At 35.0% G+C, this 24337-nt stretch carries 25 protein-coding genes and 1 tRNA gene; 7 read left to right on the top strand and 19 right to left on the bottom strand.

Annotated features, from left to right (window positions below; genetic code table 11):
• Nucleotides 1-62: 62 nt before the first annotated feature.
• The 16 genes from G8Y85_RS01800 to bshC all read right to left on the bottom strand — a co-directional run bounded on the left by G8Y85_RS01800 (nt 63) and on the right by bshC (nt 16045).
• Nucleotides 63-680 (bottom strand): DivIVA domain-containing protein, encoded by a 618-nt coding sequence (locus G8Y85_RS01800; RefSeq protein WP_060550860.1) that lies wholly within the window; start codon nt 678-680, stop codon nt 63-65.
• A gap of 23 nt (nt 681-703) precedes the next feature.
• Nucleotides 704-1474, bottom strand: a complete 771-nt coding sequence (locus G8Y85_RS01795; RefSeq protein WP_165805353.1) for a YlmH family RNA-binding protein — start codon at nt 1472-1474, stop codon at nt 704-706.
• 140 nt (nt 1475-1614) lie between these two features.
• Nucleotides 1615-1905: a YggT family protein gene (locus G8Y85_RS01790; RefSeq protein ID WP_060550858.1), complete on the bottom strand. Its 291-nt coding sequence runs from the start codon at nt 1903-1905 to the stop codon at nt 1615-1617.
• Nucleotides 1906-1916: 11 nt separating this feature from the next.
• Nucleotides 1917-2528, bottom strand: a complete 612-nt coding sequence (locus tag G8Y85_RS12320) for a cell division protein SepF (RefSeq protein WP_085622292.1) — start codon at nt 2526-2528, stop codon at nt 1917-1919.
• Between the two features lie 5 nt (nt 2529-2533).
• Nucleotides 2534-3208, bottom strand: a complete 675-nt coding sequence (locus G8Y85_RS01780; RefSeq protein ID WP_165805352.1) for a YggS family pyridoxal phosphate-dependent enzyme — start codon at nt 3206-3208, stop codon at nt 2534-2536.
• 26 nt (nt 3209-3234) lie between these two features.
• On the bottom strand, nt 3235-4026 hold the full coding sequence (gene pgeF, locus G8Y85_RS01775; protein ID WP_103346125.1) for a peptidoglycan editing factor PgeF: 792 nt from the start codon (nt 4024-4026) through the stop codon (nt 3235-3237).
• Between the two features lie 179 nt (nt 4027-4205).
• Nucleotides 4206-5375, bottom strand: coding sequence for a cell division protein FtsZ (gene ftsZ / locus G8Y85_RS01770; protein ID WP_165805351.1), 1170 nt, complete (start codon nt 5373-5375; stop codon nt 4206-4208).
• A 29-nt stretch (nt 5376-5404) separates the two neighbouring features.
• The gene (gene ftsA, locus G8Y85_RS01765; protein ID WP_060550855.1) at nt 5405-6844 is read right to left on the bottom strand and encodes a cell division protein FtsA; all 1440 of its coding nucleotides are present in this window, start codon (nt 6842-6844) and stop codon (nt 5405-5407) included.
• Between the two features lie 107 nt (nt 6845-6951).
• A complete protein-coding gene (locus tag G8Y85_RS01760) occupies nt 6952-7839 on the bottom strand; it encodes a cell division protein FtsQ/DivIB (protein ID WP_105995204.1) in 888 nt (295 codons plus the stop codon).
• Between the two features lie 14 nt (nt 7840-7853).
• Entirely contained in the window at nt 7854-9203 is a 1350-nt protein-coding gene (murD, locus tag G8Y85_RS01755; protein ID WP_060550853.1) for a UDP-N-acetylmuramoyl-L-alanine--D-glutamate ligase, read from the bottom strand.
• On the bottom strand, nt 9204-10169 hold the full coding sequence (gene mraY, locus G8Y85_RS01750; RefSeq protein WP_060550852.1) for a phospho-N-acetylmuramoyl-pentapeptide-transferase: 966 nt from the start codon (nt 10167-10169) through the stop codon (nt 9204-9206).
• Nucleotides 10170-10331: 162 nt separating this feature from the next.
• A complete protein-coding gene (locus tag G8Y85_RS01745) occupies nt 10332-12473 on the bottom strand; it encodes a penicillin-binding protein (RefSeq protein WP_060550851.1) in 2142 nt (713 codons plus the stop codon).
• On the bottom strand, nt 12454-12867 hold the full coding sequence (gene ftsL / locus G8Y85_RS01740; protein ID WP_103346123.1) for a cell division protein FtsL: 414 nt from the start codon (nt 12865-12867) through the stop codon (nt 12454-12456). Before ftsL ends, G8Y85_RS01745 begins: the two co-directional genes overlap by 20 nt.
• 17 nt (nt 12868-12884) lie before the next feature.
• Complete coding sequence (gene rsmH, locus G8Y85_RS01735; RefSeq protein WP_037564832.1) at nt 12885-13820, bottom strand: 16S rRNA (cytosine(1402)-N(4))-methyltransferase RsmH; 936 nt, start codon at nt 13818-13820, stop codon at nt 12885-12887.
• Nucleotides 13821-13854: 34 nt separating this feature from the next.
• Nucleotides 13855-14286, bottom strand: a complete 432-nt coding sequence (mraZ, locus tag G8Y85_RS01730; protein ID WP_103346122.1) for a division/cell wall cluster transcriptional repressor MraZ — start codon at nt 14284-14286, stop codon at nt 13855-13857.
• A gap of 145 nt (nt 14287-14431) precedes the next feature.
• On the bottom strand, nt 14432-16045 hold the full coding sequence (gene bshC / locus G8Y85_RS01725; RefSeq protein WP_103346121.1) for a bacillithiol biosynthesis cysteine-adding enzyme BshC: 1614 nt from the start codon (nt 16043-16045) through the stop codon (nt 14432-14434).
• Between the two features lie 418 nt (nt 16046-16463).
• On the opposite strand from bshC, the gene G8Y85_RS01720 reads away from it, so the two are divergent.
• On the top strand, nt 16464-16913 hold the full coding sequence (locus tag G8Y85_RS01720; RefSeq protein ID WP_165805350.1) for an N-acetyltransferase: 450 nt from the start codon (nt 16464-16466) through the stop codon (nt 16911-16913).
• Nucleotides 16914-17010: 97 nt separating this feature from the next.
• On the opposite strand, the gene G8Y85_RS01715 is transcribed toward G8Y85_RS01720, so the two are convergent.
• Complete coding sequence (locus G8Y85_RS01715) at nt 17011-17145, bottom strand: beta-class phenol-soluble modulin (RefSeq protein ID WP_037564837.1); 135 nt, start codon at nt 17143-17145, stop codon at nt 17011-17013.
• 524 nt (nt 17146-17669) lie between these two features.
• Here G8Y85_RS01715 and G8Y85_RS12510 point away from each other — a divergent pair.
• The 6 genes from G8Y85_RS12510 (at nt 17670) to G8Y85_RS01685 (ending at nt 21402) form a co-directional block, all read left to right on the top strand.
• Nucleotides 17670-17744, top strand: coding sequence for an alpha-1/alpha-2 family phenol-soluble modulin (locus G8Y85_RS12510; protein WP_103346173.1), 75 nt, complete (start codon nt 17670-17672; stop codon nt 17742-17744).
• A gap of 203 nt (nt 17745-17947) precedes the next feature.
• Nucleotides 17948-19252 carry a TrkH family potassium uptake protein gene (locus G8Y85_RS01705; protein WP_060550846.1) on the top strand — a complete coding sequence of 435 codons (1305 nt, stop codon included), beginning with the start codon at nt 17948-17950 and terminating at the stop codon, nt 19250-19252.
• 237 nt (nt 19253-19489) lie between these two features.
• Nucleotides 19490-19930 (top strand): hypothetical protein, encoded by a 441-nt coding sequence (locus tag G8Y85_RS01700; protein WP_060550845.1) that lies wholly within the window; start codon nt 19490-19492, stop codon nt 19928-19930.
• Nucleotides 19931-19969: 39 nt separating this feature from the next.
• Nucleotides 19970-20182, top strand: coding sequence for a hypothetical protein (locus G8Y85_RS01695; RefSeq protein WP_103346120.1), 213 nt, complete (start codon nt 19970-19972; stop codon nt 20180-20182).
• 171 nt (nt 20183-20353) lie between these two features.
• Nucleotides 20354-20427: transfer RNA gene (locus G8Y85_RS01690), tRNA-Arg, on the top strand.
• A 300-nt stretch (nt 20428-20727) separates the two neighbouring features.
• A complete protein-coding gene (locus G8Y85_RS01685) occupies nt 20728-21402 on the top strand; it encodes a CPBP family glutamic-type intramembrane protease (protein WP_037564847.1) in 675 nt (224 codons plus the stop codon).
• Nucleotides 21403-21692: 290 nt separating this feature from the next.
• On the opposite strand, the gene G8Y85_RS01680 is transcribed toward G8Y85_RS01685, so the two are convergent.
• On the bottom strand, nt 21693-21884 hold the full coding sequence (locus G8Y85_RS01680) for a VraH family peptide resistance protein (protein WP_037564850.1): 192 nt from the start codon (nt 21882-21884) through the stop codon (nt 21693-21695).
• Between the two features lie 1047 nt (nt 21885-22931).
• A complete protein-coding gene (locus G8Y85_RS01675; RefSeq protein WP_107400329.1) occupies nt 22932-24320 on the bottom strand; it encodes an N-acetylmuramoyl-L-alanine amidase in 1389 nt (462 codons plus the stop codon).
• Between the last annotated feature and the right edge of the window lie 17 nt (nt 24321-24337).

Raw genomic sequence — 24337 nt, 5'->3', positions numbered from 1 at the left:
GAGTGATACAAGAAAAGGGTCTACGTTAGGCTCTCACCAATCCTAACTCGCTGTGGTAAAACTTACTTCTCTTGCGCGTCTCCATCATTTTGTTTTTTATTTTCAGTAGATTGTTGTGCTTCAGGTTTTGCTTGTGCTTGTTGTTGCTCTTGTGCAGTAATGTCTTGCTGATGTAAATGGTGGAAGTTTTCTTCAGTCACTTGTTGTGCGTCAAGATCATAGTTAAGTAAATACTCCCAGTCATCGCTTTTAAGTAAATCGAGTTGCGCTTCAACAAGCATTCTGAAACGTGAACGGAAAATTTTAGACTGACGCTTCATATCTTCAGTTTGGAATGATAAGCGACGTGCTTTTTCAATACCATCATTGACTATACGATTGGCTTCAGCATGTGCTTTTTGAACGATTGCATCATGTTCTTTTTGTGCTGCAGCTTTTGTTTCATCCGCAGCGCGTTGTGCACTTACAATCGCTTCTCCTACCGACTTTTCAACATCTTTAAAAGATTGGATATGTGCATCTCTTTCTTCTAAAACTTTTTCAAGTTGTTTTTTATCTTCTTTTAAACGTTCAATTTCAGTACTTAATTGTTCCAAATATTGTTCAACTTCTGTCGGTTCAAAACCATTTTTGATACGTGTAAAAGATTTATTTTTAATTTCACTTGGGGTAAAAGCCATGTCATTTCCTCCTTTATCATACACTATTTAAATAACGTTTGATAGGTTAATCTTAATTTATCTTTTTTCGTGCGCTCACCAATGTGTATCACTTTCGCCCTACCATAACCTTGGATGGATAGTAAATCGCCTTCCTCCAGTTGAAAATCTACGGCTTCGATAAGAGTATGATTGACTTTGACACGTTTACGTTGAATGAGTGTTTGAGAAATCGTTCGTGATTTACGTATCATGTCTTTCAACATCACATCTAAACGCATCCCACTTACAGTTGTTTGGTGTGTTTGCCATTGCTCTTTAGATTTTATCATATTTTCAATTGATACAACATTAAGTTTAACTGCAGCACCTTTTATTTGTGTTAATTCCATCATAATATAAGATTTAATTTGATTTGTCAAAACGAACTGTATTCGCTCTCCTAATAATATGTCACCAATTTGGTCACGTTCAATCCCTAATGACATTAGCGTCCCTAACACGTGTTGATGTTGAAGTGTCACAAATTTTTCCGGATAGTCGATGTCGATTAAACTTACTTCAAAATCATCAGGCTCGGGTTCAAAGTAGTCAGGAGCAATAATCGCACGCTGACGTTCACTATGAGGACCACCGAAAAAATAACAAGTCAATGATGGGAAACTCCCTACAATGACCTTTAATATATATTGATCACGTGGATCTAAAAAAGCAGTTAATATTGGACTATACTGCATATCCGCTTGTCTCGCTTTATCTGTCAACATATCTATAGTTTGACGTTCTTCAGCTCTGAAATGTTGATAAAGGTCCATAGCACCGATGCTCCTTTTTGAACTTGTGATAGTTAAAAAAAGGGGTGGGACAGTTTGGATGTCCTTACCCCTTTGCGTTGATTTATAGGTTCATAATAAGCGTTCGCAAATTACGACATTTATCTTAAATATAGTTTTAATTAGAATAAGTATGTCACAATTAAACGATAAATCTCAAAAAGACCTCTTTGGAATAAATTAAGCACAATAAACGCGACGATTGGTGATAAATCAATCATCCCTAATGGTGGAATGATACGTCTAAATGGCTCTAAATACGGCTCATAGATTTTAGCCATGAATTGGCCCACTACACTTTCTCGTGCACCAGGTAACCATGACATGAAAATATAAACAATCATTCCATAGGAATAGATTCTAACTACAAATATTAAAAATTCGAATATGGTTTGTAATGTGTGTATGCTCATGGATGTCTCCCTTATTCATATTGATTTTCAATGGCATCAATGTGCTCAGAAATACTACCAGCTACTTCTACGTTGTCTGGTGTACATAGGAAAATATCAGCGCCTACGCGTTGGATATCGCCACCTATCGCATATACTGTACCACTTAAGAAATCGATGATACGTTTTGCAGATACAGCATCAATTTGCTGCAAATTGACTAACGTTGCACGGCGATTTTTCAATTCATCAGCAATATCTTGTGTGTCAGAAAACACGCGTGGCTCAAATAAGCACATTTTAGAGCTACCATTTGAAAATGAATCTGATGTTTGTGTCATACTTACCACATTCCCTTGTTGCGTCGCAGGGTCTTTCGCAACTTGATATTTACGTTCATTATGCATAGATTTAATTCTGGATGACTGTTTTTTAGGTACGGATTGTAATGTTCTTGGTCGTTCTGTTGCATGTGTCGATGATGTATAGCGTTGATTTGAAGCTGATCCTTGATTTGTATCAACTTCTCTTTGTTTTTCTAGTTCTCGTTCACGTGCGCGTTCACGGCGTTCTTCTTCTTCGATAAAGTCGTCTTCTTCTTCCTCGATCGTGAAAAAGCCATTGAATAAATCTTTAATAGCCAATACTCTCACTCCTCTTTTCCTACTAAGCTTGTTCCGATACGCACATATGTTGCACCTGCTTCAGTGGCAATGGCGTAATCGTTACTCATCCCCATTGATAATTCAGTACATGGAGCGTAATTTAATTTTAAAGCTTGAATATCATCACGTTTTGATTTTAATTGTGTAAATATGTCTTTCAATTGATCTTCATCATCAATATATGGTGCCATTGTCATTAGACCTACAACTTCAATGTGCTCATATTTTGAAAGATTTTGGATAAAAGGCACAACCTGATCTAATGATAGGCCGTGTTTAGAAGCTTCACCCGCGACGTTTACTTGCACAAAACATTTAATAGTGTGTGTTGCGCGTTTGCTGATTTCTTTGGCTAAACTATCACGATCCAATGCATGTAAATAATCAATCTCATTAATGACTTCTTTTACTTTTCGTGATTGCAATGATCCAATAAAATGCATCATTACATCATTTGGTAAAGCCGCTTTTTTATCTAAAAACCCTTCAATTCTATTTTCACCAAAATCTCGAATACCAGCATCATAGGCCTCTTTAGCTCGCTCTATTGTAACATATTTTGTAACTGCAATCACGCGAGGCATCGACTTCAAACCAACTTTAGCAAGATGTTTTTTTATTTTTGATTGAATATAATCATAATTTTCTACAACTGACATTGTTTTCGTCCTTTCCTCAATACAGCTCAATGTTGTCCTATAAAAGCTAACATGCGACCAGTATTCCCTTTCTCGATTCGATATGAGAAAAATAACTCTAAATTTTCAGAAGTGGCATGGGTTGTGCGATAAATGTTCTCTCGAGGTACACCGCGTTGCTCACATAATAATTGATTTGCTAATTTTAAATCGATACCATGTCTATCGGCACCACGATGCTCGACATATTGCGTTATATCAATAGGTAATTGTTCAAATTGACGTAAAATATCATCATTAATTTCATAACTATTTGAAGTCGATGGCCCCATCACTATATATAAATCTTCATAAGCATATGGAAACGCATCTAATATATGATGCACGATACATCCCACTGTACCACGCCAACCTGCATGTGCAAGTCCGATAAAGTGATGTTTAGGACTATAAAAATAAACAGGTACACAATCAGCGTAGCACATCGTTAGGAGTACGTCTTTTTCATACGTATATAAACCATCCACACCGTATAAGCATGTATCATCAAGTTCAGAAATATTCGCGCCACAATCTTTGGCTGTCACTTCGACTACTTTCGCTTCATGGGTTTGAATTGGGAACACCCATTGGGACGTTGGAAAACCAATTTCATTTGCAAGTATACGTTGATGTTCAGAAATGTGTTTCGGATCATCATTAATATAACGCGCCATGTTAAATGCCTGAGACGGAAATGGACTTAAACCACCTTGACGTGTCGTCATGCCAATGCACACACCGTGCTCTTGGCTAGGTGCATAATTTAAATAATGACCTGCAGGAATAAATGCTTTCATACGATACGCCCCCTTGATTGAACACACTGCAATAAAAATATAAAAAGCTAGGACAATGAAATAGTCACCTTTGCCCTAGCAATCATCTATCTACTATGTGAGCATGTATATATTAAACGTCATCAATACAACTCATGCTCTTATATGTCATATCTTCTTATGATGATATTGGTAGTGGATTAACGACGTGTTCTTCTTGAACGGCGCTCTTCTCTATTACGAATAAAGCTTGGAATATCATCATCATTTGTACTATGACTACGACCATTTTCTAATTCTCTGTCGTCGTGTGATGAAGCGTGGGTACCACCAAAGTTTGATTCTCTGCTTGGTGTACTTTGTGCACTGCTTCCAAATCCAGTAGTACTTTGTTGCTTACGCGCTTGTGAAGATGGTTTTTCTTCAAAACCAGTAGCGATGACTGTAACCACAATTTCATCTTGTAATTCAGGATTAATTACAGTACCGAAAATCATGTTAACATCTTCATCTGCCGCATCTTGTACGATATCAGCAGCTTCTTGCGCTTCAAATAATGATAATGATTCGCCACCTGTGATATTCATAAGCACACCTTGTGCACCCACAATTGACGTTTCAAGTAATGGTGAAGAAATTGCTTTTTTCGCAGCTTCAACCGCTCTATTTTCGCCTGAAGATACACCAATACCCATTAATGCTGAACCTTGGTTCGACATAATTGTTTTAACGTCAGCAAAGTCTAAGTTTACTTCACCTGATACAGCAATTAAATCTGAAATACCTTGAACACCTTGACGTAAAACATTGTCAGCTTCCTTAAATGCTTCCATCATAGGTGTTGATTTATCTACGATATCAAGTAAGCGATCGTTAGGGATAACGATTAATGTATCCACTGCAGCTTTCATAGATTCTACACCTGCAGCAGCTTGAGTTTGACGTTTACGTCCTTCAAAACTAAAAGGTCGTGTTACAACACCAACAGTAAGTGCACCCATTTCTTTAGCAATTTTGGCTACAACTGGTGCTGCACCTGTACCAGTACCGCCACCCATACCAGCAGTAACGAATACCATGTCTGCACCTTGAATTGCATCTTCAATTTGTTCACGTGATTCTTCAGCAGCTTTTTTACCGATTTCAGGGTTAGCACCCGCACCTAAACCACGCGTTAATTTTTCACCAATTTGAATTTTTGATTCCGCTTTAGATAAGTTTAAAGCTTGTCCATCTGTATTGATTGCAATAAATTCAACATTATTCATTCCGTGATCTATCATTCGGTTAACGGCATTATTACCGCCACCACCGACACCGATGACTTTAAGTGTCGCCAAATGATTAAATCCTTGTTCAAATTCTAACATTTACAATTCCTCCTAATCTTTGTAGCCAATTACTCAAATAATGATCTCATAATTTTTTTGAACTTACTTTCTTCTTGTTGATGTGGTTCACCATTTGCATGTCTTCCATCTCGTTCAGTTTCAAGTTCATAATCATCATATTTTTCATATCTTTCATTGTCATGATAACCTGCATCATGATTTGTTCGTTCTGTTTCCATTCTGTCGTCCGAGTGTTTCTTGTTTTTCTTTTTAAAGAAGCCATCAAAACCACCCATTCGAGATTCGTGTCGTGGTGTTTCATCTACGATAACTTCTTCTTCAATTTCCTCGTCATCATGATTACTAATTGTAACATAATCCAATAATTCATCAAAAGCAATACTACTAGAAATTGTGGAAATTGCTGAAGAAAATTCTGGTTTGCGAATTCCCATTTGTGAAGGGGTATGAATACGTACTTTTTCACTCACCATATCTGTTAATAATTCTTTAACACCTAATAAGTTTGCTGAACCACCTGTTACTACAAAACCACCATTTACTTTTGTAAGTTGTAGTTCTTGCAATACATCAAACACTTCAAAGAAAATATCTTCTACACGTGCTTCAATGACATCTGCGAGTTCTTTTTGAGTAAACTGTGCTGGTGTCTCACTGTCAAGTTGTTCTACTGTAAACACATCTTGATCAGAAGCTGAATCATAAAATGCATGTCCATATTGTTGTTTGATTTTTTCAGCAGTGTCGTATGTAGTATTTAAAAATTGTTGAATGTCTTCGGTGATATGTCTACCAGCCATTGTCACAACATCAGCATCTACAAGTTCTCCACGTTCATAAAACGCAATTTGTGTTAAATCTTCACCGATGTCAATGACACACGCACCTAATTCTCTTTCCGTAGCCGATAAAATAGAGCGATAGTTATATGCATCTGAGTAGACATCTAACACATCTACACCGCTTGCTTCTACACATTTAATCATATTGATTAACAATGTTTGTGGAACGGCAATAACTCCTGCATCTACTTCTAATGAATGTCTTGCAACAAGTTCTTTAGGGTCTGTCACTTCATTGTTTCCATCAACAACGAATTTTAAAGGGAATGTGTTAATGACTTCAGTGTTGGGTTCAACATTTTTCTCACGGATGCCTTCTAAAACATTTTCAATATGTGTCCCTTTGATTTCTGTATCTTCATGAAACTCTAACGCGTTAGATTCATCAAAAACCTCTGTACCCACAATCGGTAATTTAAGGAAGACTTCTTTAATATCTACACCTGACGCAATGGATGCCTTTTTAATCGTATCTTTAATAGCTTGTTTTGCAATATCAAAATCATCTATTAATCCATTTTTAATGCCACTAGTATAGGTTTGCCCTGTACCTATCACATTAATACCATTATGAAATTTTTCACCAACGATTACCTTAACGCTTGATGAGCCTATATCTACGCTCACATAATAATGCTCTTCCATAGATAGGCACCTCCTGACATAATTCTTATTCACACTATAAACAGTTTACAATAACACACTTTCAATGTGAACTATAAACACGTTGATTTTAAAACTTTTTTGACTTTTTATTCTTTTTCGTTCTCTTTAATTTTATTTAATGCTTTTTGTAAATCATCTTTTGCTTTATCTTCAGTCGCAGTACCAGATTGAAGCTCTTGTGAACTCGCTGATCCATTGTCATTATTTTTCTCATTTGCATAAGGAATAAATGTTGCCCCGACTGACAAATCAATATAACCTGATTTTTTTAATTTACCTGATTCATCCTTTTCTAATGCTTGAGACATACTTGGATAATATTCTAGCTTTTTAGCTATTGTCGTTGTTTTACCTAAAACTTCAATACCATCTCTCATATAGAGTCTAATAAGATTCGGTTGATCTTTTTCAGGTGCAAAATTGATTTCTGAAATTTGAGCGCGTGTCGTTTGATCCATTTTTTGCAATGCTTCAACCATTTTTCGTTTTTCTGACCCTTTAAATCCATTTAAAAATGGCACTTCATTTGGGACGGTACCTTTAAAATCTTTAATCACTTTTCCGGTCTCAATAATAGGTACTACTTTGTCTTTTTCTTGTGTAATGCCAACGATATCATGTTCTTTGACATCTACAATGATGGTGTTAGGAAATGCTTTGTGAATTTCAATAGATTTAATAAGTGGATTTTTTTCTAACCGTTCAATAGCTGCTTTTGAATCATAAGCATACACACGAGGTTGATGATTGATTTGCAACTCTTTTTTTACATCATTTTTAGGTACAAAATGCGTGCCATTTACTTCTGCATCATGTACCTTACTTATCGGTGTAAACATAAATAACGCAATACAAAAGACGATAATTACTAAACCTAATACTAAATTACGTTGAAATCGGCGTCTTTTTTTTAATTGTTTACGTCGCTTTTCTTTAATATATTCGTTATCTATTTTTCTAACCGGTTCACTCATTCATGTCACACCCTTTAATGTGATGGTAAATGTTTACGGAAAGCATTGATAAACACTTCACCACGTTGCTCAAATGTGTCATATTGATCCCAACTTGCACACGCTGGTGAAAGCAATACAACATCATTAGGCTCAATAATGCCTTGAACTAAATCGACAGCTTCTGCAACATCTTTTGCAGTTAACACATACTTGCCTTGACTTTCACCTAACTTCACAAATTTGTTTTGCGTCTCTCCAAATGTAATCATAACACGCACATTTGTCATATAAGGAATGAGCTCATCAAATTGATTACCTCTGTCAAGACCACCACACAACCAAATGATAGGTTGTTTAAATGAATTCAATGCAAACTGTGTCGCTAATGTATTGGTCGCTTTTGAGTCATTGTAATATTTGTTTGTCTTATTGTTGCCAATGTATTGAAGACGATGTTCAATACCTGAAAACGTCGTTAAAGATTGGATGATTGCGGTAATTGAAATACCAGCTAATATCGCAGCCATCATTGCTGCTAAAATATTTTCTAAGTTGTGTTCACCCGGCAAAACAATGTCATCTAAATGTATAAGGTTTATCCCTTTGTACACGATGTAGTTATTCTCCACATATATACCATCTACTGGTTGTTGTGTGGAAAAGTAAATAATTTTTGATTTCACTTTAGACGTATCAATTAAATGTCTTTGATGATAATTAAAAATCAAGTAGTCGCGCTCTGTTTGATTTTCAAATATACGCTTTTTAGCGTTTTGATAATTTTCTAAGTCACCATGATAATCTAGGTGTGCAGAATAGATATTCGTTATGATTGCTATATGTGGACGGTACTTTTCAATGCCTAAAAGTTGAAATGAGGATAACTCAGTCACTAAATATTCATCTGCACGCACATCTTGTGCCACTTTTGATGCTACATATCCAATATTACCAGCAAGGTGACCTGTTTCGCGACTTTTGCTAAACATGTCTCCTATCAAAGATGTCACCGTAGTTTTGCCATTCGTCCCAGTAATACCAATAATAGGTGCTTCAGAAATTAAATAGCTTAATTCAACTTCAGTTAATATTTTCAAGCCTCGTTTTTCTGCCTCTTCTAAAATAGAAATAGAATATGGAATACCAGGATTTTTAAATATGATTGGAGATTCATCTAACAACGCAAGCGGATGTGCGCCACTTACCACTTTAATGCCCATAGTCTCCAAATCATGCGCGTGAGCATCGTGCGATAAATCTTTACCATCATTAACAGTAACGTCTGCTCCAAGTAGGTGTAACAACTTCGCACACTCATACCCACTTTTTGCTAACCCAATGACGAGTACTTTTTTCCCTTTTAAACCTGTATAGTTTAACAATTAGCTCACTCCTATCCATAAGCCGATAAGGCCAGAAATTAAACCGACTGTCCAAAATACACCTACTACTTTCCATTCACTCCACCCAACAAGCTCAAAATGATGGTGAAGTGGACTCATTTTGAATACGCGTTTACCTGTTAATTTGTACGAAGTAACTTGAATCATCACTGATAGTGTTTCAAGGACGAAAACTAGACCGATAAATAATAGTGACAATTCTTGGTTTAACATAATTGAGATGGTCGCAAAAATACCACCTAACGCTAAACTACCTGTATCTCCCATGAATACTTTAGCTGGGTTAATATTATACGGTAAAAATCCTGCTAAAGCGGCAACCATAATCACACAAAATAAACCTATCGCAGGTTGTGCCAAAATAAAACTCATCACGGCATACATTGAAAAACCGATGATTGATAAACCTGTTGCAAGTCCATCTAATCCATCTGTTAAGTTAACTGCATTTGAAAAACCAACTTGCCAAAAAATGATAAAGATCACATATGCAAACGATAAAGGAATTGAGATATCCGTAAACGGTAAGTTAATACTTGTTGAAAAGTCGAAGGCATTCATTCCTTTAGCAACAATAAAGAATACTACAGCGATAACAATTTGTGCTAAAAACTTTTGTTTACTTGTCAATCCTTGGTTATTTTTCTTTACAACAATAATATAATCATCTATAAAACCAATTAAACCGAATCCTAACGTAACAAATACGAGTAATAATAATGGGCTAGCGGTATCCACAAAAAAACTTGCAATTAAAGTTGTGACAATGGCGCTAATTAGAAAAGTAAGTCCACCCATAGTTGGTGTTCCGTTTTTTTTCATATGGCTTTCGGGCCCTTCCTCACGAATGCTTTGCCCAAATTTCATTCTTTTTAATGTCGGAATCAATACAGGCACGAGGACGGCCGTAATGATAAAAGCGATAATTGCGATCAAAAAACTCATAGTCGTTCTCCTTTTTATTCAAACATGATTAATTTAATTAATAATATATAATTGGAGGTGAAACAGAAGTCAAACTCTCATTTGAACTCGTTGCTCCACCCCCAAGTGTTTACATGTTATCTACAATTGTTTATGCGCGTCATGTTCGATACGCGTACAAAACTATTGCGATTTTAATTCTACTTCAATTTGTTGCTTTTTATTGATAGCAGCATGTGGTGAGATGGATTGTGATTTCACAAAACCACTTCCTGTAACTTTCACTTTAATACCGGTTAGAGATTCAAAGGCTATTAAATCATCTCTCGTCCATCCTGTCATATCTGGCATTGTTAGATCGCCATCTGTCATTACGAGTACGTTACTGTTCGGTAGTAACTTCACATTGCGATCTGGACTTTGATTTACAACTTTTTCGCCATTACCTATGATGACAGGGTTAAATGATTTCCCTTTAAGCGTATCTTCAGCTTTTTGTAAAGATTGGTTCGTGACGTCAGGTACTTCATTCAGTTTACCATTATTTTTCACTTCTTCGTTACCCACATTTAAATATTGCAATGTATTTTGCATGATTGGTACAAACGCTCGGCTCACACCCATTTCATATGCTTCTTGGTCGCGTTTTTGGGCAAGACTCATACCCGCATACACAACAATTCTAGGATCTTTACTTGGCGCATGGCCGATAAAACTCACAAAATACGGATTTGCACCTTTAACGTATCCCCCATTTTTTTCGTCAGCAACTTGTGCAGTACCCGTTTTACCACCGATGCGATAACCGTCAACGCGGTAATTTTTAGCATTACTTTTTTCACTATTTACAACTTCATCAAGTTGTTTTTTCACTTTTTCAGCAGTCTCATTCGTAATCGGTTTTCCAGCTTCCTTGCGTTCACCTTTATAAAATGTTTTATCCTCGACGGGATTCATAATTGACTGAATGAAATAAGGTTGCAACATTGTCCCTTTATTGAAAAAGGCCGACTGCGCTTGAAGCATTTGAGCTGGTGTCACTGTTGTAGACTGTCCAAATGCAGACGTTTTTTGCATCAGTTCATTATCCCAAGCAATATGTCCGCTTGCTTCACCATCAAACAAACTGCCAGTTTTCTCACCAAATCCAAATTTTTCATACCAAGTTTTCATTTTGTCTGCACCGACTAAATCTTGAAGTTTCATCATTAAAGTGTTGGAAGAATACGTGAAACCAAGACCCATGTTAATTTCTCCCCAACCTTTTTTATTCCAGTCGTAAATGCGAGAGCCTTGAATATCTCTATAGCCAGATTCATATTTCTTTTTAGGATCAAATTCACCCTCTTGAATCGCTGCGGCTAATCCGTAACTCTTAAACGTTGAACCTGGTTCATAAGTATTTTGATACAAATCATTCGCCCATTTTTTCCCGAAACCTTCGCCTGTTTCTGGGTTAAAAGTTGGGCGTTGGCTAAACGCTAAAACTTCACCAGTTTTAGCATCCATGACTACCGCAAATAAATCTTTAGGTTCATAACGTTTAACCATGTTGTCTAACGCTTCCTCAACAAAAACTTGAATGTTTGAGTCAATGGTTAAATGAACATCGTCTCCACGTTCAGGTGCTACTTCATTTTTAGAATTCGGAGTAATATATCCCCAAATATCAGTAGTAAAAGAGGAATGTCCTTTTTTTCCAGTTAAATAACTGTCAAATATTTTTTCTACACCAAGCGCACCTTTCAATTCACCCGAATCCGGATCTTTTTGCGCCAAACCAATTAAATGTGACGCAAAATTACCGTTAGGATAAAATCGCTGCACTTCTGGGTATAAGGTTATTCCTGGCAAATTCATTTTTTCTATCTTCTCTTTGTCTTGGTATGTTAAACCTTTACCCGCTTTTCCAAACTCTACTTGGAAAGCTTTTTTATTATCTAGTCTTTTTTCAATGTCTTTTTCAGACATATCAATAACTCTCGCTAATTTTTTCGCTGTTTCTTTCTTATCTTTAACGTGTCGTGGCTTTTTGGAATCTTTACTCGCTTTAGGATCTAAGACAGCTGCTAATCGAAAACGATCAACATCTTCAGCCAAAACCTTTCCATTTCGATCAAAGATTTTGCCACGCTCTGCATGTTCTTCGAGTTTAGCTAAATATTTATGATTGGCTTTAACAATTAAATCCTCACCTGAGGAGTGGCCTGTTAACATTACGAAACTATATCTCAAAACCAATAGAAAAAAGAGCAGTCCAAAAAAGCTAATAAGGAGGACTGCTCCTAGTTTATTTTTTTTAATCTTAATTTTGCGTTTCGGCATTTTTACGCACTACCTTTACATTGTCATTCTTTAGACTCATACCCTGTTGTTGGGCTTTATCATAGATGCGTTTATATGATGCGTTTTGTTTTGTTTCTGCTTCTAATGCGCTATTTTGACTTGTTTGTTTTTCAATTTTTTGATTTAAATCTGCTATCTTTCCATTCGTATCATATGCATCCATTTTTAACGATAGCATATAGATACTGATTACGGCAATGATAGTTATCAACGATATGTATAACATTTTCTCAAACCTTGTCAAACCAACGACGACCGTTTTTTTAACTTGAGATTGACGCGTTTGTGTTTGTGGTCTCGTTTGAGGTTGAGGTCTTCTTTGCGGTTGCGCTTCTACATGGTGATATGGTTCATATATTCTTTCTACTGCCATTGAATTGTTTCGCCCCTTTATTTCAATATTTCAGCCACTCTAAGCTTTGCGCTTCTAGCGCGGTTATTTTCTTCCAAATCCGAATCACTAGCGACAATAGGTTTGCGATTCACACGTTTTAATTTCGGTGTGTACGCTTCTGGAACAACCGGCAATCCTCTTGGAACATCCGGTCCTTTTTCATACTCTTGAAACATTTGTTTACATAAACGATCTTCCAATGAATGAAAGGTAATGACAGAAATGCGTCCGTTTATTTTTACATGCTCAATAGCTTGCTCGAGAGAATCTTCAAATGCTGATAATTCATCATTAACTGCTATACGTATCGCTTGAAATACGCGCTTAGCAGGATGCCCTCCCTTACGCCTCGCTTTAGCGGGAATGCCTTCTTTAATAAGTTCCACAAGCTCTAATGTTGTTTCAATAGGTTGAATTTGTCGTTTAGATTCAATTTTACGGGCGATTTGCTTAGAAAACTTCTCCTCTCCATAACGGAAAAATATTTTAACCAAATCCTCGTATGGCCACTCATTTACAACTTCATAAGCGGAAAGTGACTGTGTTTGATCCATCCTCATATCTAACCTAGCATCATGATGATAGCTAAAGCCGCGTTCTGGAATATCAAGTTGTGGACTTGATACGCCTAAGTCATATAAAATACCATCCACTTTTTCAATGTGTAAGTCATTTAACACTTCTGCTAAATTTCTAAAGTTATTATGCACAAATGTAACTTTGTGAAGTTCGTTTTTCAGTTTCTCTTTTGCGTTGTTGATTGCTGTCATGTCTTGGTCTATAGCGATTAATTTCCCGCTGTCAGACAACTGACTAAGTAAATATGCAGAGTGTCCTGCGCCACCTAACGTGCAGTCAACGTAGACACCATCTTCTTTAATATTTAATTGGTCTACTGTCTCCTTCAATAACACGCTTATGTGATGGAACACTTCGAACCCTCCATTTTCATTTCACAGCTCTTATTTAAAAATCAAAATCAATTAAATCTTCTGCTATTTCTTCAAAACTGTCTTCAGATTCGTCATAAAAATCGTTCCATGTTTGGCGATCCCATATTTCAATACGGTTAGACACACCAATCACAGTACAGTCTTTATCAAGATTTGCGTAATCGCGCAATTTAGCAGGGATGTTGATTCTACCTTGTTTGTCAATTTCCACTTCAATCGCACCAGAGAAGAACATACGCATGAATTTTCTTGCGTCTTTTTTGGTCATAGGTAAGGTTTTCATTTTCTCTTCAATGGTTTGCCATTCTTCAAGTGTGTAACCGAACAAACATTTATCAAGGCCTCGCGTGATAATAAAACGCTCATTGAGGTCATAACGAAACTTGGACGGTACAATCATACGTCCTTTAGTATCAAGTTTGTTTTCGAATTCACCCATGAACATCTTATCTCACCTCACCTTATTTATAATTTACCACATCTCCCCACTATCCTCCACTAATTCTGTAAAAATGTCCAAATTTTATCAATTTAGACACAAAAAAGAGAGGTTCGAATTTCTTCGAACCCCTCTCAAACCATTGATATAATCATATTTCTATCACAATTTGTTCAAAAGTGTAATCGAGTGGAGGGAAAGTGGAGGACGTGTACATATCCCACCCAAAAATATTTAAAAATTGGATTGGATTGAGTACACGTTCTTGTAACCCACCCATCGGATGGAGCACAGACGTTAATTGATTAAAATGTCGCATACTAATGTCATTCTCTTTTTCGATATTTCTTAAATAACGTTGTTTCAAATACTCGTATTGGTGAAGTTGTATTTTATGATTTTTCTCTAATAAATTTTTATTATCTACTGTTGCTGACATTTCTCTTGCTAATTTGTCATAAAAAGATTTTTGATGTGCAATCATTTGTGTAATATCATTTAATACCGTTTCTGATGCCTGTGCGCGTACAAACCTATTTTTTGCATCTGTTGCACCTTTTTCAATCACTTCATTTATATTCAAATCATATTGTTTGAGTAATTTTTTAGTTTTAGGTGAGACATATGTTATTCTCATTCGCGGTAACACTATAGGCATCTTAATGTCTAATGTTTTAAACGCATCGTGTAATTCAGCCCAATATTTAATCTCACTCGGGCCACCTATAAAAGCGACTGTATTAAATAGCCACTCTTGCATTAATGGACGTGTAACCACATTGTTAGAAAATCGTTCAGGTGCTTGTGAGATTATCTGTTGTAAATCTTCTTCTGAAAACTCCCCGTCATGTTTAGTCGTCACGTATGCGTTATTTTGGTAGCGAAGTAATTGGCGTTGACCATCTATTTCTAAAAACAAATGTACGTTGGTATCTGTTTCAATCATTTGCGGTAATCCATGAGCAACTGTTTTATCTTGTCCTTCTCTAAAGGCACGATCCACTTCCAAATGGTGTTTTAATAATGTTTTTAAGAATGGACGCTCTAATTCTCTTAAAGGTTGATAACTTGCATCAATTAGTAAAATACCATGGTGCTTAAAACATCGATGTATCAGATGTTTAAACAAGTCAGACCAATTAGTTGAAAGACGCACCATATCTTTTAGATCGTGGATGAGCTGCTTTGTGTAAGATGTTTCTGGAATTTCTTTAAAATAGTGTTCAATGACATGCATTAGTGCTTCATCATCATGTTTAAAGTGAGAGACAGACGTCTCTGGTGGCGTCATGGTATGATACTTCACTTTTGTGAGTTGACCTTTTTCTTCATTATATACATACGTATGATTGACCTCATCAAAATCATGATCTTCCCCCGCAATCCAAAATACAGGAACAACGGGTTGTTGATACGTTGTTGATAGCTCCGATGATTTGACAATGATAGATAACACTTTATGAAACGTATATAATGGTCCACTTAATAGCCCTGCTTGCTGACCACCAATTACAACTTTTGCACCTTGAGCCAAATGCTCAAGGGCACGCGCTTGCGCTGTTGATAGAGATAGATCAGACATGTATTGTCGAATAACGTTTGCTAACTGCTGCTCTCTGCCATTATTCGATTGTGCCATACGTGTCTTAAAACTTTCATCTTTGTTAGGATCAAAATCATAAAATTGCATCAAATTATGATCGTGTTGTGTATATTGAGATATAAATTGATCCTTTTCATTCACTATGACTTTATAACAATCCATGCTTTGTCTCCTTAAACCGTATTCCCTAACAGTATAATCATAAAGAATCATTATGACAATTTAACGGCTTATATTTACTACAGTTAGGCATCTTCACTGTAATCAGTATCTTTCAGAAATACAGCTAAGCATCACAATTTATATTTCACGCATAAATAAGCCGATACCCACTGCTTAGCGTTAAAGTATAAGTGGAGGTGATTCAAATGGGAATCATAATCGAATTAATTAAACAAATCATCGCAATATTCACATCAGGTGGAAAACAACCCATCCAAAAATAATCAATAATCAACTATCTATTCTCTCTCACAAATCAACAGGCTTAAACGACTCACGTTTAAGCCTGTTGATTTTTACTTTTCATTACATAAATAAATAAGTTATAATTAAATAAAAATACAAGGGGGTCGTTTTGATGACAAAGGTGGTACATCTAGACATTAACTATCGTACAGGGGAACTTTTCGAAGAATTTAGAAACTTCGGAAATAAAGACCTCTATATGGTCGATGAATTGCATGGGGAAATGATTGATGCAAGCTCAGACTCACCGTTTTATGGCATTTATGTCGGTGAAAAGATAGGTGCACGTATGGCACTTTATCGTAAAGGGGAAGTTGAAGAAACATACTTCCCAGATTATGATGACTATTTAGTCGTTTGGAAATTAGAAGTTTTAAAGAAATATCAGGGAAAAGGCTATGGGTCTAAATTACTTGAATTTGCCAAATCATTTAATGAACCCATTAAAGCGATTGCACGTTTTGAATCTAAATCATTCTTTATTGATAATGGTTTTAAAGATTTGAACGCCAAAAATGATGATGGGCATGACATTTTAATATGGGATCCAAAGCATTCATAAACATTAATTATAATACCCCTTGCAAGGTGAAATTTTTTACCAAGCAAGGGGTATTTTTAAACATATTTTCATTTAACAAGTTATATTTTTTGATGGCTTAACCGCCGATTAAACCAGAGATGACATTGATACCTTTTGCTAAAATATCTGCAATACCAGTCCCCATAGATACCCAATCATGATTCATACCTGCTTGAATCGTATCTTTAATTACATTAATTAAATCTGACATAAACGCCACTCCTTTAGTTATAGATTTTCCAAAACAAAATAGCGATTGATTGAATCGTTCTTTGTTTTGTTATCCACACTATAACGTGACATTTTATTAAATTGTCTCTCAGTTCTAAAAACGCCAATTTTCATACTTAACTGTCCAACTCACATCTTTTTAAAGACGTTTGAGTTGCCTATACGTCTTACGCTTTTACAATCTCTTTACATCCCTGACATGTAATTTAATAAACAATGCGGTAATACAAATTTTTTTAACCTTAATGACATCCATCTCAGTGTTTATATTCGAATTGATTGTTGATGAGTTACAACTTCAGAAATGTACCCTACACAAAATATTATCCCCTAAAAACAGCTGGATGAAAAACAGTTACGCTTTATTATGAATGCCTAGGCGTTTAAAAAAAGTGATGTTTAAAACAGTTATGCAACTATAACGTCATTATAGGAAACGAAGCCCTATTTTGAAGTCATGCCATTTATACTTAAGATGTAATTAAATAAGAGGAGGTTATCATTATGATCTGGACTGATATCATTCTTGGCATTATCAAATTAATCAAAGGCTTAGTTGACACATTTACTAAAAAATAAGCACACTATAAAAACCAATGTATCGTAAAGGTACATTGGTTTTTTCATTTATATATTGTTTTTAATTGCTTTCCTTACTATCCCCACACTGCAATTTATCCCCGCCTTATTTACTTCTTAAAAATAAACAAATAAGCTAAATATTACTTGCTTATCATAATAATCATGTTATGATATTTTCAAAAAGAACCGAGGCGCATATTATGCATAGTAAAAAACAACCAATATTAATTTATTTGACATTGTTTTTATCTACGACGTTGATTGGAAGTTTACTATTATACCTCCCATGGTCCGGTCAAAAACCAATATCATTTTTAGATGCTATGTATGTTGCGACTAGCGCTTTTACAGTGACCGGATTGGCTACTGTAGATATAACAAAGCAATTCAACCTACTTGGCGATATCGTGATTATGACATTGATTCAAATAGGTGGTATGGGGATAGTAACAGTGTCCATGTTGGCATTAAAATTCACACAAAAATCGCTTTCAGTGCGAGAAAATATACTATTTCAACTTGAGTTAAATACTGAAGATGCACGAAACTATACATTTTTTCTGAAATCAATCTTATTATTTAATGTGATTTTTGAGGGAATCGGGACATTTATTTTATCTTTTGTATTTGTACCGCAGTATGGATGGGATCGAGGTATCTTTATTAGTCTATTCACCTCAATATCATCTTTAAATAACGCTGGTTTCGCACTCTTTTCAGATAATTTAATTTCATATGCTACGAACCCGATTGTAAACTTAACAGTTGCACTTTTAATTATTTTTGGTGGTCTAGGTTATATTGTTTTGTTAGATTTAGTCACTTTGAAACGCGGTAGGCGCTTACAATTCCACTCTAAAATTACAATCATGTTAACCTTCATTTTAATCACTGTCGGCGCATTTTGTTTTTGGATATTAGAAATGAATGGTGTTTTAAAATCAATGACCTTACCGCAACAAATCCAAGCATCGCTTTTCCAATCTATTACGACACGTACTGCTGGCTTCAATACTGTAGACATGTCGCACCTAGCACCTGGTACGATGTTATTAATGATTCTTTTAATGTTTATAGGAGCTGGGCCAATGAGTGCTGCTGGCGGTATTAAAGTGACGACATTTGCTTTAGTCATTGCTTTTGTTATTACAATTTTAAAAGGACATCAACATACGCAAATTTTTAATCGTACTATTGTTAGAAAACAAATGGAGAAAGCTTTAGCAATAGCCATTGCTGCGAGTAGTTTTGTCATACTCATTATTTTATTAATTTCCATTGCTCAACCTAATTTGAATTTTGAAGACTTAGCATTTGAAGTTGTTTCCGCTTTTGGTACTGTAGGATTGTCTACAGGTATCTCCACAGAATACAATTCTGTTGCTAAAATACTCATTATTTTAACAATGATTGCAGGAAAAATTGGGGTATTAACGCTTTTAAGTGTTATCCAAACACCAACACGAGAAACATTTCATTATGCTAAAGGACATGTTTATTTATAAAGTTGTCAGCCACTGCCTTAACTAAGTCGGTGGCTTTTTTAACTTAAGCATTTCGTTTATAGGTTAATATACGTGTTTCCCATTCATCATCACATCGTTCATCGATAACTTTGAAAAAAGGTTTTAAACGAATATCAACCTCAATATCACTGTTTGAAAATTGTGGATATTTTTTAGTATATGACGACGAGATACGATTGAGGTATAATATTTATATTAACATTTAGGAGGACACAAATGAGTTATCTAATTGTACTATTTATAATTTTGAGTGGAATTGGCCACCTTATTGTATTAAACAAAATTAACAAAACACGCCGAGAAATGAGTGGCCTCCCTATCGGAACAACATTTCCAAATTACAATAAACGTTCAAAATCTCAAAGACGTCATGTTGTGATTGCTGTCAGTACGACGTGTACGGTTTGCCAACGCCTATTCAAGACATTTTCAAAAATGTCAGATACAGCACACATCACACTTGTTTTTGTAGATGAACCTCCTGTTGTGGAAGCATTTGTCGCACAACATCCTCATTTAAAACGGATCAATATTGTGACACGATACAATCGTGACGATTTATATCTTAAAAGTACACCGCTTGCGTTTATATTAAACCAACAAGATATGATTATTGATAAAATATCACTAGTCAGTTTAAAAGAAATTGAAACATGATATGCTTAATAAAATAACTCAGCAAAAAGGATGAGAAACATGTTACTTCTATTATTACTTACATCTGTTTTAGGCACGCTTAATATCTTACTATTTATTGCCATTGCGCTAGATCAGCAAGGTGGATTTGAATTTTTTTGGAAAATAGATCATATTCCTCACATTGAGAAATATGTCATTCTCCTTTTTGCTGTAGGTGTCATCATGCTTTTGGTCTCTGTCTATCTCCTTCTATATATATTAAAAGCATAGCGATTACTGCTATAGTACTCATCATTTAATGTCCGCGGATCATCGTCCTCCATCTCACATTTATATAATGTTGTAATTTTTTTGTGAATGGTGTCAAAAGAAAATAAATTTTTTAAAGCTCATATTGATTTATCGTTATGGATTAGCTATAATTAATCTTGTGTTAAAAATGTCCTGGTAGCTCAGCTGGATAGAGCAATGGCCTTCTAAGCCATCGGTCGGGGGTTCGAATCCCTCCCAGGACGCTAATAAGAGAAATTTAAACATTTTTCGAAATTAAGAATCCCATAACGACGGGGTTCTTTTTATTTTTATTGTTATTTACATACCATATCACACTAACTTTTAGGGACCCTTTAGGGACCCAAGTTAATATTTAAGTCAAGGTAATATTATTGAACATCAAACATCTCAAACGAAAAGATTAACTCTAATTTAAATATACCTTAAACAAACTTTTAGAATGATAATATATGTTATCATATTGTAGTAATTTAATCTAAATTTAGTTTGAATATAAAAGAATTGATTTTAAGGAGGTTTTTATGTTTGTGAATGAGATTAAGCTTACTAAGCATTGGTTCACCGCTTTGATTACGTTATATGTACTAATTATTCTAAAAACAACATATTCGATTAATTTTGGATACTTTGATTATTTATTTTTACCAATCGCAGGTATTGCAACGTTATATTTTCAATATGGAAAAATGGGTGTAAAAAAATTATTAAAATTACCTAAAGCTAATATGCTTTTATGGACCCCATTAATAGCATTATCTTGTATACTTATAGGTGCTTCTACAGTTTTAATAGGAAAACTTTTAGGTATAGCTAATTTATCTGCTAATCAAGGAATTGAACAAATATCCAATAGTAATGACCTATTCTCAAAGGGTATGTTTTATGCTCTTGGATGGATTCACTTATTAGGAGAAGAATTAATTACTGCTGCAGTTTGTTTACCGATTCTAATTTTACTTTTAAAATACACATCTAAAAAAATCGCAATATTTACTTCAGTGTTAGTTAGTTCACTGGTGTTTGGTGCTATTCATTTACCAACTTATGATTGGAATGTTTATCAAAGTCTAATAGTTATAAGTGCTATAAGAGTCCCTTTTACATTTATGTGGTTTAAATCAAAGTCATTGTTAGGTGGAGCGATACCTCATATTGCTTTAGACTATATTTTGATATCAACAACCTTATTTTTATAGATAAAAAGCCGTAACTTTTTATTAGTTACGGCTAAGCACTTACTAATCTAGATACTGTTGCTAATTAGGGTAAAATAATCATATCATTTTAAAAAAAATTATGCAACCTTCTAAACAATTATATTAAAACACACCACATTAACCTACCCTCATTCGAGGACACAGCAAACCGATTCGTCAATCGCACATGTGAATTCTCAGTTAATGTGATGTAGGCACTTTAAGCGGTCTGTGCCAGTGACCGAGTCGTTTCATGGAACAACTATTTCATATAACCATTATAGCATAAATTAAGACTTATTTCTTTTTCGACTTTGGATATAGTATGCACTACCTAACAAACCGATAGGAATACCTAATAACGGGCTTATGATGGTACTCGTTATAATTGTCGCAATAGCTAAAATACATAAATTTTGAAAGTTAAATTCCAAACTTTTTAAATCTTCCCAAGATTGTTTTATTACATCTTTTACTGACATAGTAAAACCTCCTTTCCGCTTAAATAAATAATATCATTTTTAAATTAAAAATATATAGGTCTATAGACCTAACAATTGTTTGATTCACACAAATTATATTTCAGCACAAAAACAGGCCAACCATTACGGTTAGCCTGCAAACATAGGTTTAAAACAAATTGATCAGTCTTTAAAATAACATAAATCAATAAGACGGTCAATGGAGACCGTTCAAAACCTTTAAGTAAGTTTAAATAGCGTGTGTAATATAAATGAAACTAAAAGTATGTTCTTTATATAGTATAACAAACTGATTTGAAATTGAAAATCACTAAAGATATTTTAAAGAACCTTTTAACATAAAAAGCGGTCTTAAATGACCGCCTCTCTAACAAATACATGAAAAAATCTAGTAAACATCAAGCATAATTTCTTATACTTTAAGCAACTTAACACATGCAAATATATTTATCAACTACATATATTCAATAACATTCATTAACTGATTATATTTAAGTTATTTTTAAACTACATATAATGACAAAAATTATATAGCTACCATTTATCATAAAATTAAGCACGGATTTTATGTATCGTTTTATAATTAATTATAAACCACCCAGTGACATGCATAGGTGGTTAGGAAGTGTAATAATTACTATTATTATTTTTAGCATGTACTCACATTTTAACATAAAAAAGTGGCTAACCATTACGGCTAGCCTGAAGGTAATTCCACATCACAAAAAATAAAGAAATGTAATAATATATTAACACAAATAAAAAAGACGATCAATTAAGACCGTCAATTTTCACATTGTCTGCAAAATGTGAGGTAAATAGTTATAACATAAGGGATATTTTCTTTATAAACCATAACATACTTTGGCTCATTTGTCACCCTAGTTTTTTTAATATTTTTTGTCTTTATTAATAAAAAAGACGGTCAATTAAGACCGTCACAACTTTTAAGCGTCGTATGCAATACGCGAAAAATATACTCAGTGTGAGAGGGAACACTACTTCCTCACGAATTTAATATAACATACTAATGTTTTATACGGCAACTCATAGCCACTTAATATTTCCCCAATAAGTTTCATTTTTAATTTTTTCTTCTTTGTCAGTGATCTTACATACTGCACAATAGAAATAGGCTTTAATTGCGCCTGGCGCTTGATATTTAAATCTTATCCACCAATAGTCATCTTTTTTTATCACTTGATCAAACTTAACCCAGTCATCTTTACTATATAGCCAAGACGCTTGGTCAACTACTTCACCATTCAACCCCGCTTGACGTCGGACTTTAATCGCTCTATCTGGATAGAATGTTCCACTTAACCCCCAAGATATACGATTAACTTGTGTTTTACCTGCTAACGTACCACCGATAGGTTTGCCGTGTATAGCCCCAGCGATGTCGCGACAGTATTTCTCGGTATTCGCTCTAATGTAATCCATGTCGTTTTTGTTAGTGATAAAACCTAGTTCAGCAAGCCTATAATTGACATTTAACTCTGCTGATACATTGACATTCAACAAGTCATTACGTGGCGTCACACCTCGAATTTGACCCAAATTAGACTTAATGACGGACTGTATGCCATTGTCTATTGTGTCTGCATTAAATTTATTTGAAATAATCACATGTCCACCACTTGCACTTGCCCCCGCTGCATCTAAATGAAACTCAACAACTACATCAGGATTCTGGTTGCGCTTAAGCCAGTATAAGCCATAATCTTTTTTATTACCTAGACGTTGACCATATGCGGTGTCTTGATACATATCTTGCGACATATTAGACCCACCATACAAATAAACATCATGTCCTGCTGTGCGCAGATACTTGGCGACATTTGGCACGATGTTCTTACGTATAAAATCACGTTCATTAGTCCCATTACCAACTGCACCAGGATCATTGTACCCATGACCAGGTACAAGTGCCACTTTAAGTTTAACTGGTTTAGGTGTCTTGCTAGGTAATAGACTAGTAATAGACTTCTTCTTAGCGTAGTTCAATCTAATAAACCACATTGGGTTGTCATATTGGTGCCACCGTCTTGTAGCACTTTCCCAACCTGGACGTCCATTCACATATCCTCCACCTTGCCAATTTTGCTCGATAACTTCAAAACTATTTAATGTTGCTTTAGTTACTACCGCAACATGCCCAGAACCAGCTCCGTACCTTCCATTGAAAATAGCTATGTCACCTGGTAGCGGTAAAAAGTTAGGGGTATTTTCGTACACTGTCGCTATATCACGAAGTAAACTAGCATTGTCAGTAGGAATATCCTTAGCATACATTCCACTTAATCTGAAACCAGTCATATAATTGAAGTAACTGTTAGCGTAATCGTAACATTGGTAGCCAAAAGCCAAATCAAAGTCGTATTGCTTACCTACAGAGTTGTTAAGCCATTTTATAGCCTCATCTAAAGTTCTCATTTAATCACCTCAAAAAA

This window comes from Staphylococcus sp. 11007852, from assembly GCF_011394325.1.
Taxonomy (GTDB): domain Bacteria; phylum Bacillota; class Bacilli; order Staphylococcales; family Staphylococcaceae; genus Staphylococcus; species Staphylococcus agnetis.
The sequence above is the reverse complement of the archived record's forward strand: the minus strand, read 5'-3'. Positions and strand labels throughout refer to the sequence as shown.

What these genes read in the sequence shown, in the direction of transcription:
- G8Y85_RS01800 (WP_060550860.1), bottom strand. Translation starts at nt 680, where the DNA reads ATGGCTTTTACCCCAAGTGAAATTAAAAATAAATCTTTTACACGTATC.
- G8Y85_RS01795 (WP_165805353.1), bottom strand. Translation starts at nt 1,474, where the DNA reads ATGGACCTTTATCAACATTTCAGAGCTGAAGAACGTCAAACTATAGAT.
- G8Y85_RS01790 (WP_060550858.1), bottom strand. Translation starts at nt 1,905, where the DNA reads ATGAGCATACACACATTACAAACCATATTCGAATTTTTAATATTTGTA.
- G8Y85_RS01780 (WP_165805352.1), bottom strand. Translation starts at nt 3,208, where the DNA reads ATGTCAGTTGTAGAAAATTATGATTATATTCAATCAAAAATAAAAAAA.
- pgeF (WP_103346125.1), bottom strand. Translation starts at nt 4,026, where the DNA reads ATGAAAGCATTTATTCCTGCAGGTCATTATTTAAATTATGCACCTAGC.
- ftsZ (WP_165805351.1), bottom strand. Translation starts at nt 5,375, where the DNA reads ATGTTAGAATTTGAACAAGGATTTAATCATTTGGCGACACTTAAAGTC.
- ftsA (WP_060550855.1), bottom strand. Translation starts at nt 6,844, where the DNA reads ATGGAAGAGCATTATTATGTGAGCGTAGATATAGGCTCATCAAGCGTT.
- G8Y85_RS01760 (WP_105995204.1), bottom strand. Translation starts at nt 7,839, where the DNA reads ATGAGTGAACCGGTTAGAAAAATAGATAACGAATATATTAAAGAAAAG.
- mraY (WP_060550852.1), bottom strand. Translation starts at nt 10,169, where the DNA reads ATGAGTTTTTTGATCGCAATTATCGCTTTTATCATTACGGCCGTCCTC.
- G8Y85_RS01745 (WP_060550851.1), bottom strand. Translation starts at nt 12,473, where the DNA reads ATGCCGAAACGCAAAATTAAGATTAAAAAAAATAAACTAGGAGCAGTC.
- ftsL (WP_103346123.1), bottom strand. Translation starts at nt 12,867, where the DNA reads ATGGCAGTAGAAAGAATATATGAACCATATCACCATGTAGAAGCGCAA.
- mraZ (WP_103346122.1), bottom strand. Translation starts at nt 14,286, where the DNA reads ATGTTCATGGGTGAATTCGAAAACAAACTTGATACTAAAGGACGTATG.
- bshC (WP_103346121.1), bottom strand. Translation starts at nt 16,045, where the DNA reads ATGGATTGTTATAAAGTCATAGTGAATGAAAAGGATCAATTTATATCT.
- G8Y85_RS01720 (WP_165805350.1), top strand. Translation starts at nt 16,464, where the DNA reads ATGACAAAGGTGGTACATCTAGACATTAACTATCGTACAGGGGAACTT.
- G8Y85_RS01715 (WP_037564837.1), bottom strand. Translation starts at nt 17,145, where the DNA reads ATGTCAGATTTAATTAATGTAATTAAAGATACGATTCAAGCAGGTATG.
- G8Y85_RS01705 (WP_060550846.1), top strand. Translation starts at nt 17,948, where the DNA reads ATGCATAGTAAAAAACAACCAATATTAATTTATTTGACATTGTTTTTA.
- G8Y85_RS01700 (WP_060550845.1), top strand. Translation starts at nt 19,490, where the DNA reads ATGAGTTATCTAATTGTACTATTTATAATTTTGAGTGGAATTGGCCAC.
- G8Y85_RS01695 (WP_103346120.1), top strand. Translation starts at nt 19,970, where the DNA reads ATGTTACTTCTATTATTACTTACATCTGTTTTAGGCACGCTTAATATC.
- G8Y85_RS01685 (WP_037564847.1), top strand. Translation starts at nt 20,728, where the DNA reads ATGTTTGTGAATGAGATTAAGCTTACTAAGCATTGGTTCACCGCTTTG.
- G8Y85_RS01680 (WP_037564850.1), bottom strand. Translation starts at nt 21,884, where the DNA reads ATGTCAGTAAAAGATGTAATAAAACAATCTTGGGAAGATTTAAAAAGT.
- G8Y85_RS01675 (WP_107400329.1), bottom strand. Translation starts at nt 24,320, where the DNA reads ATGAGAACTTTAGATGAGGCTATAAAATGGCTTAACAACTCTGTAGGT.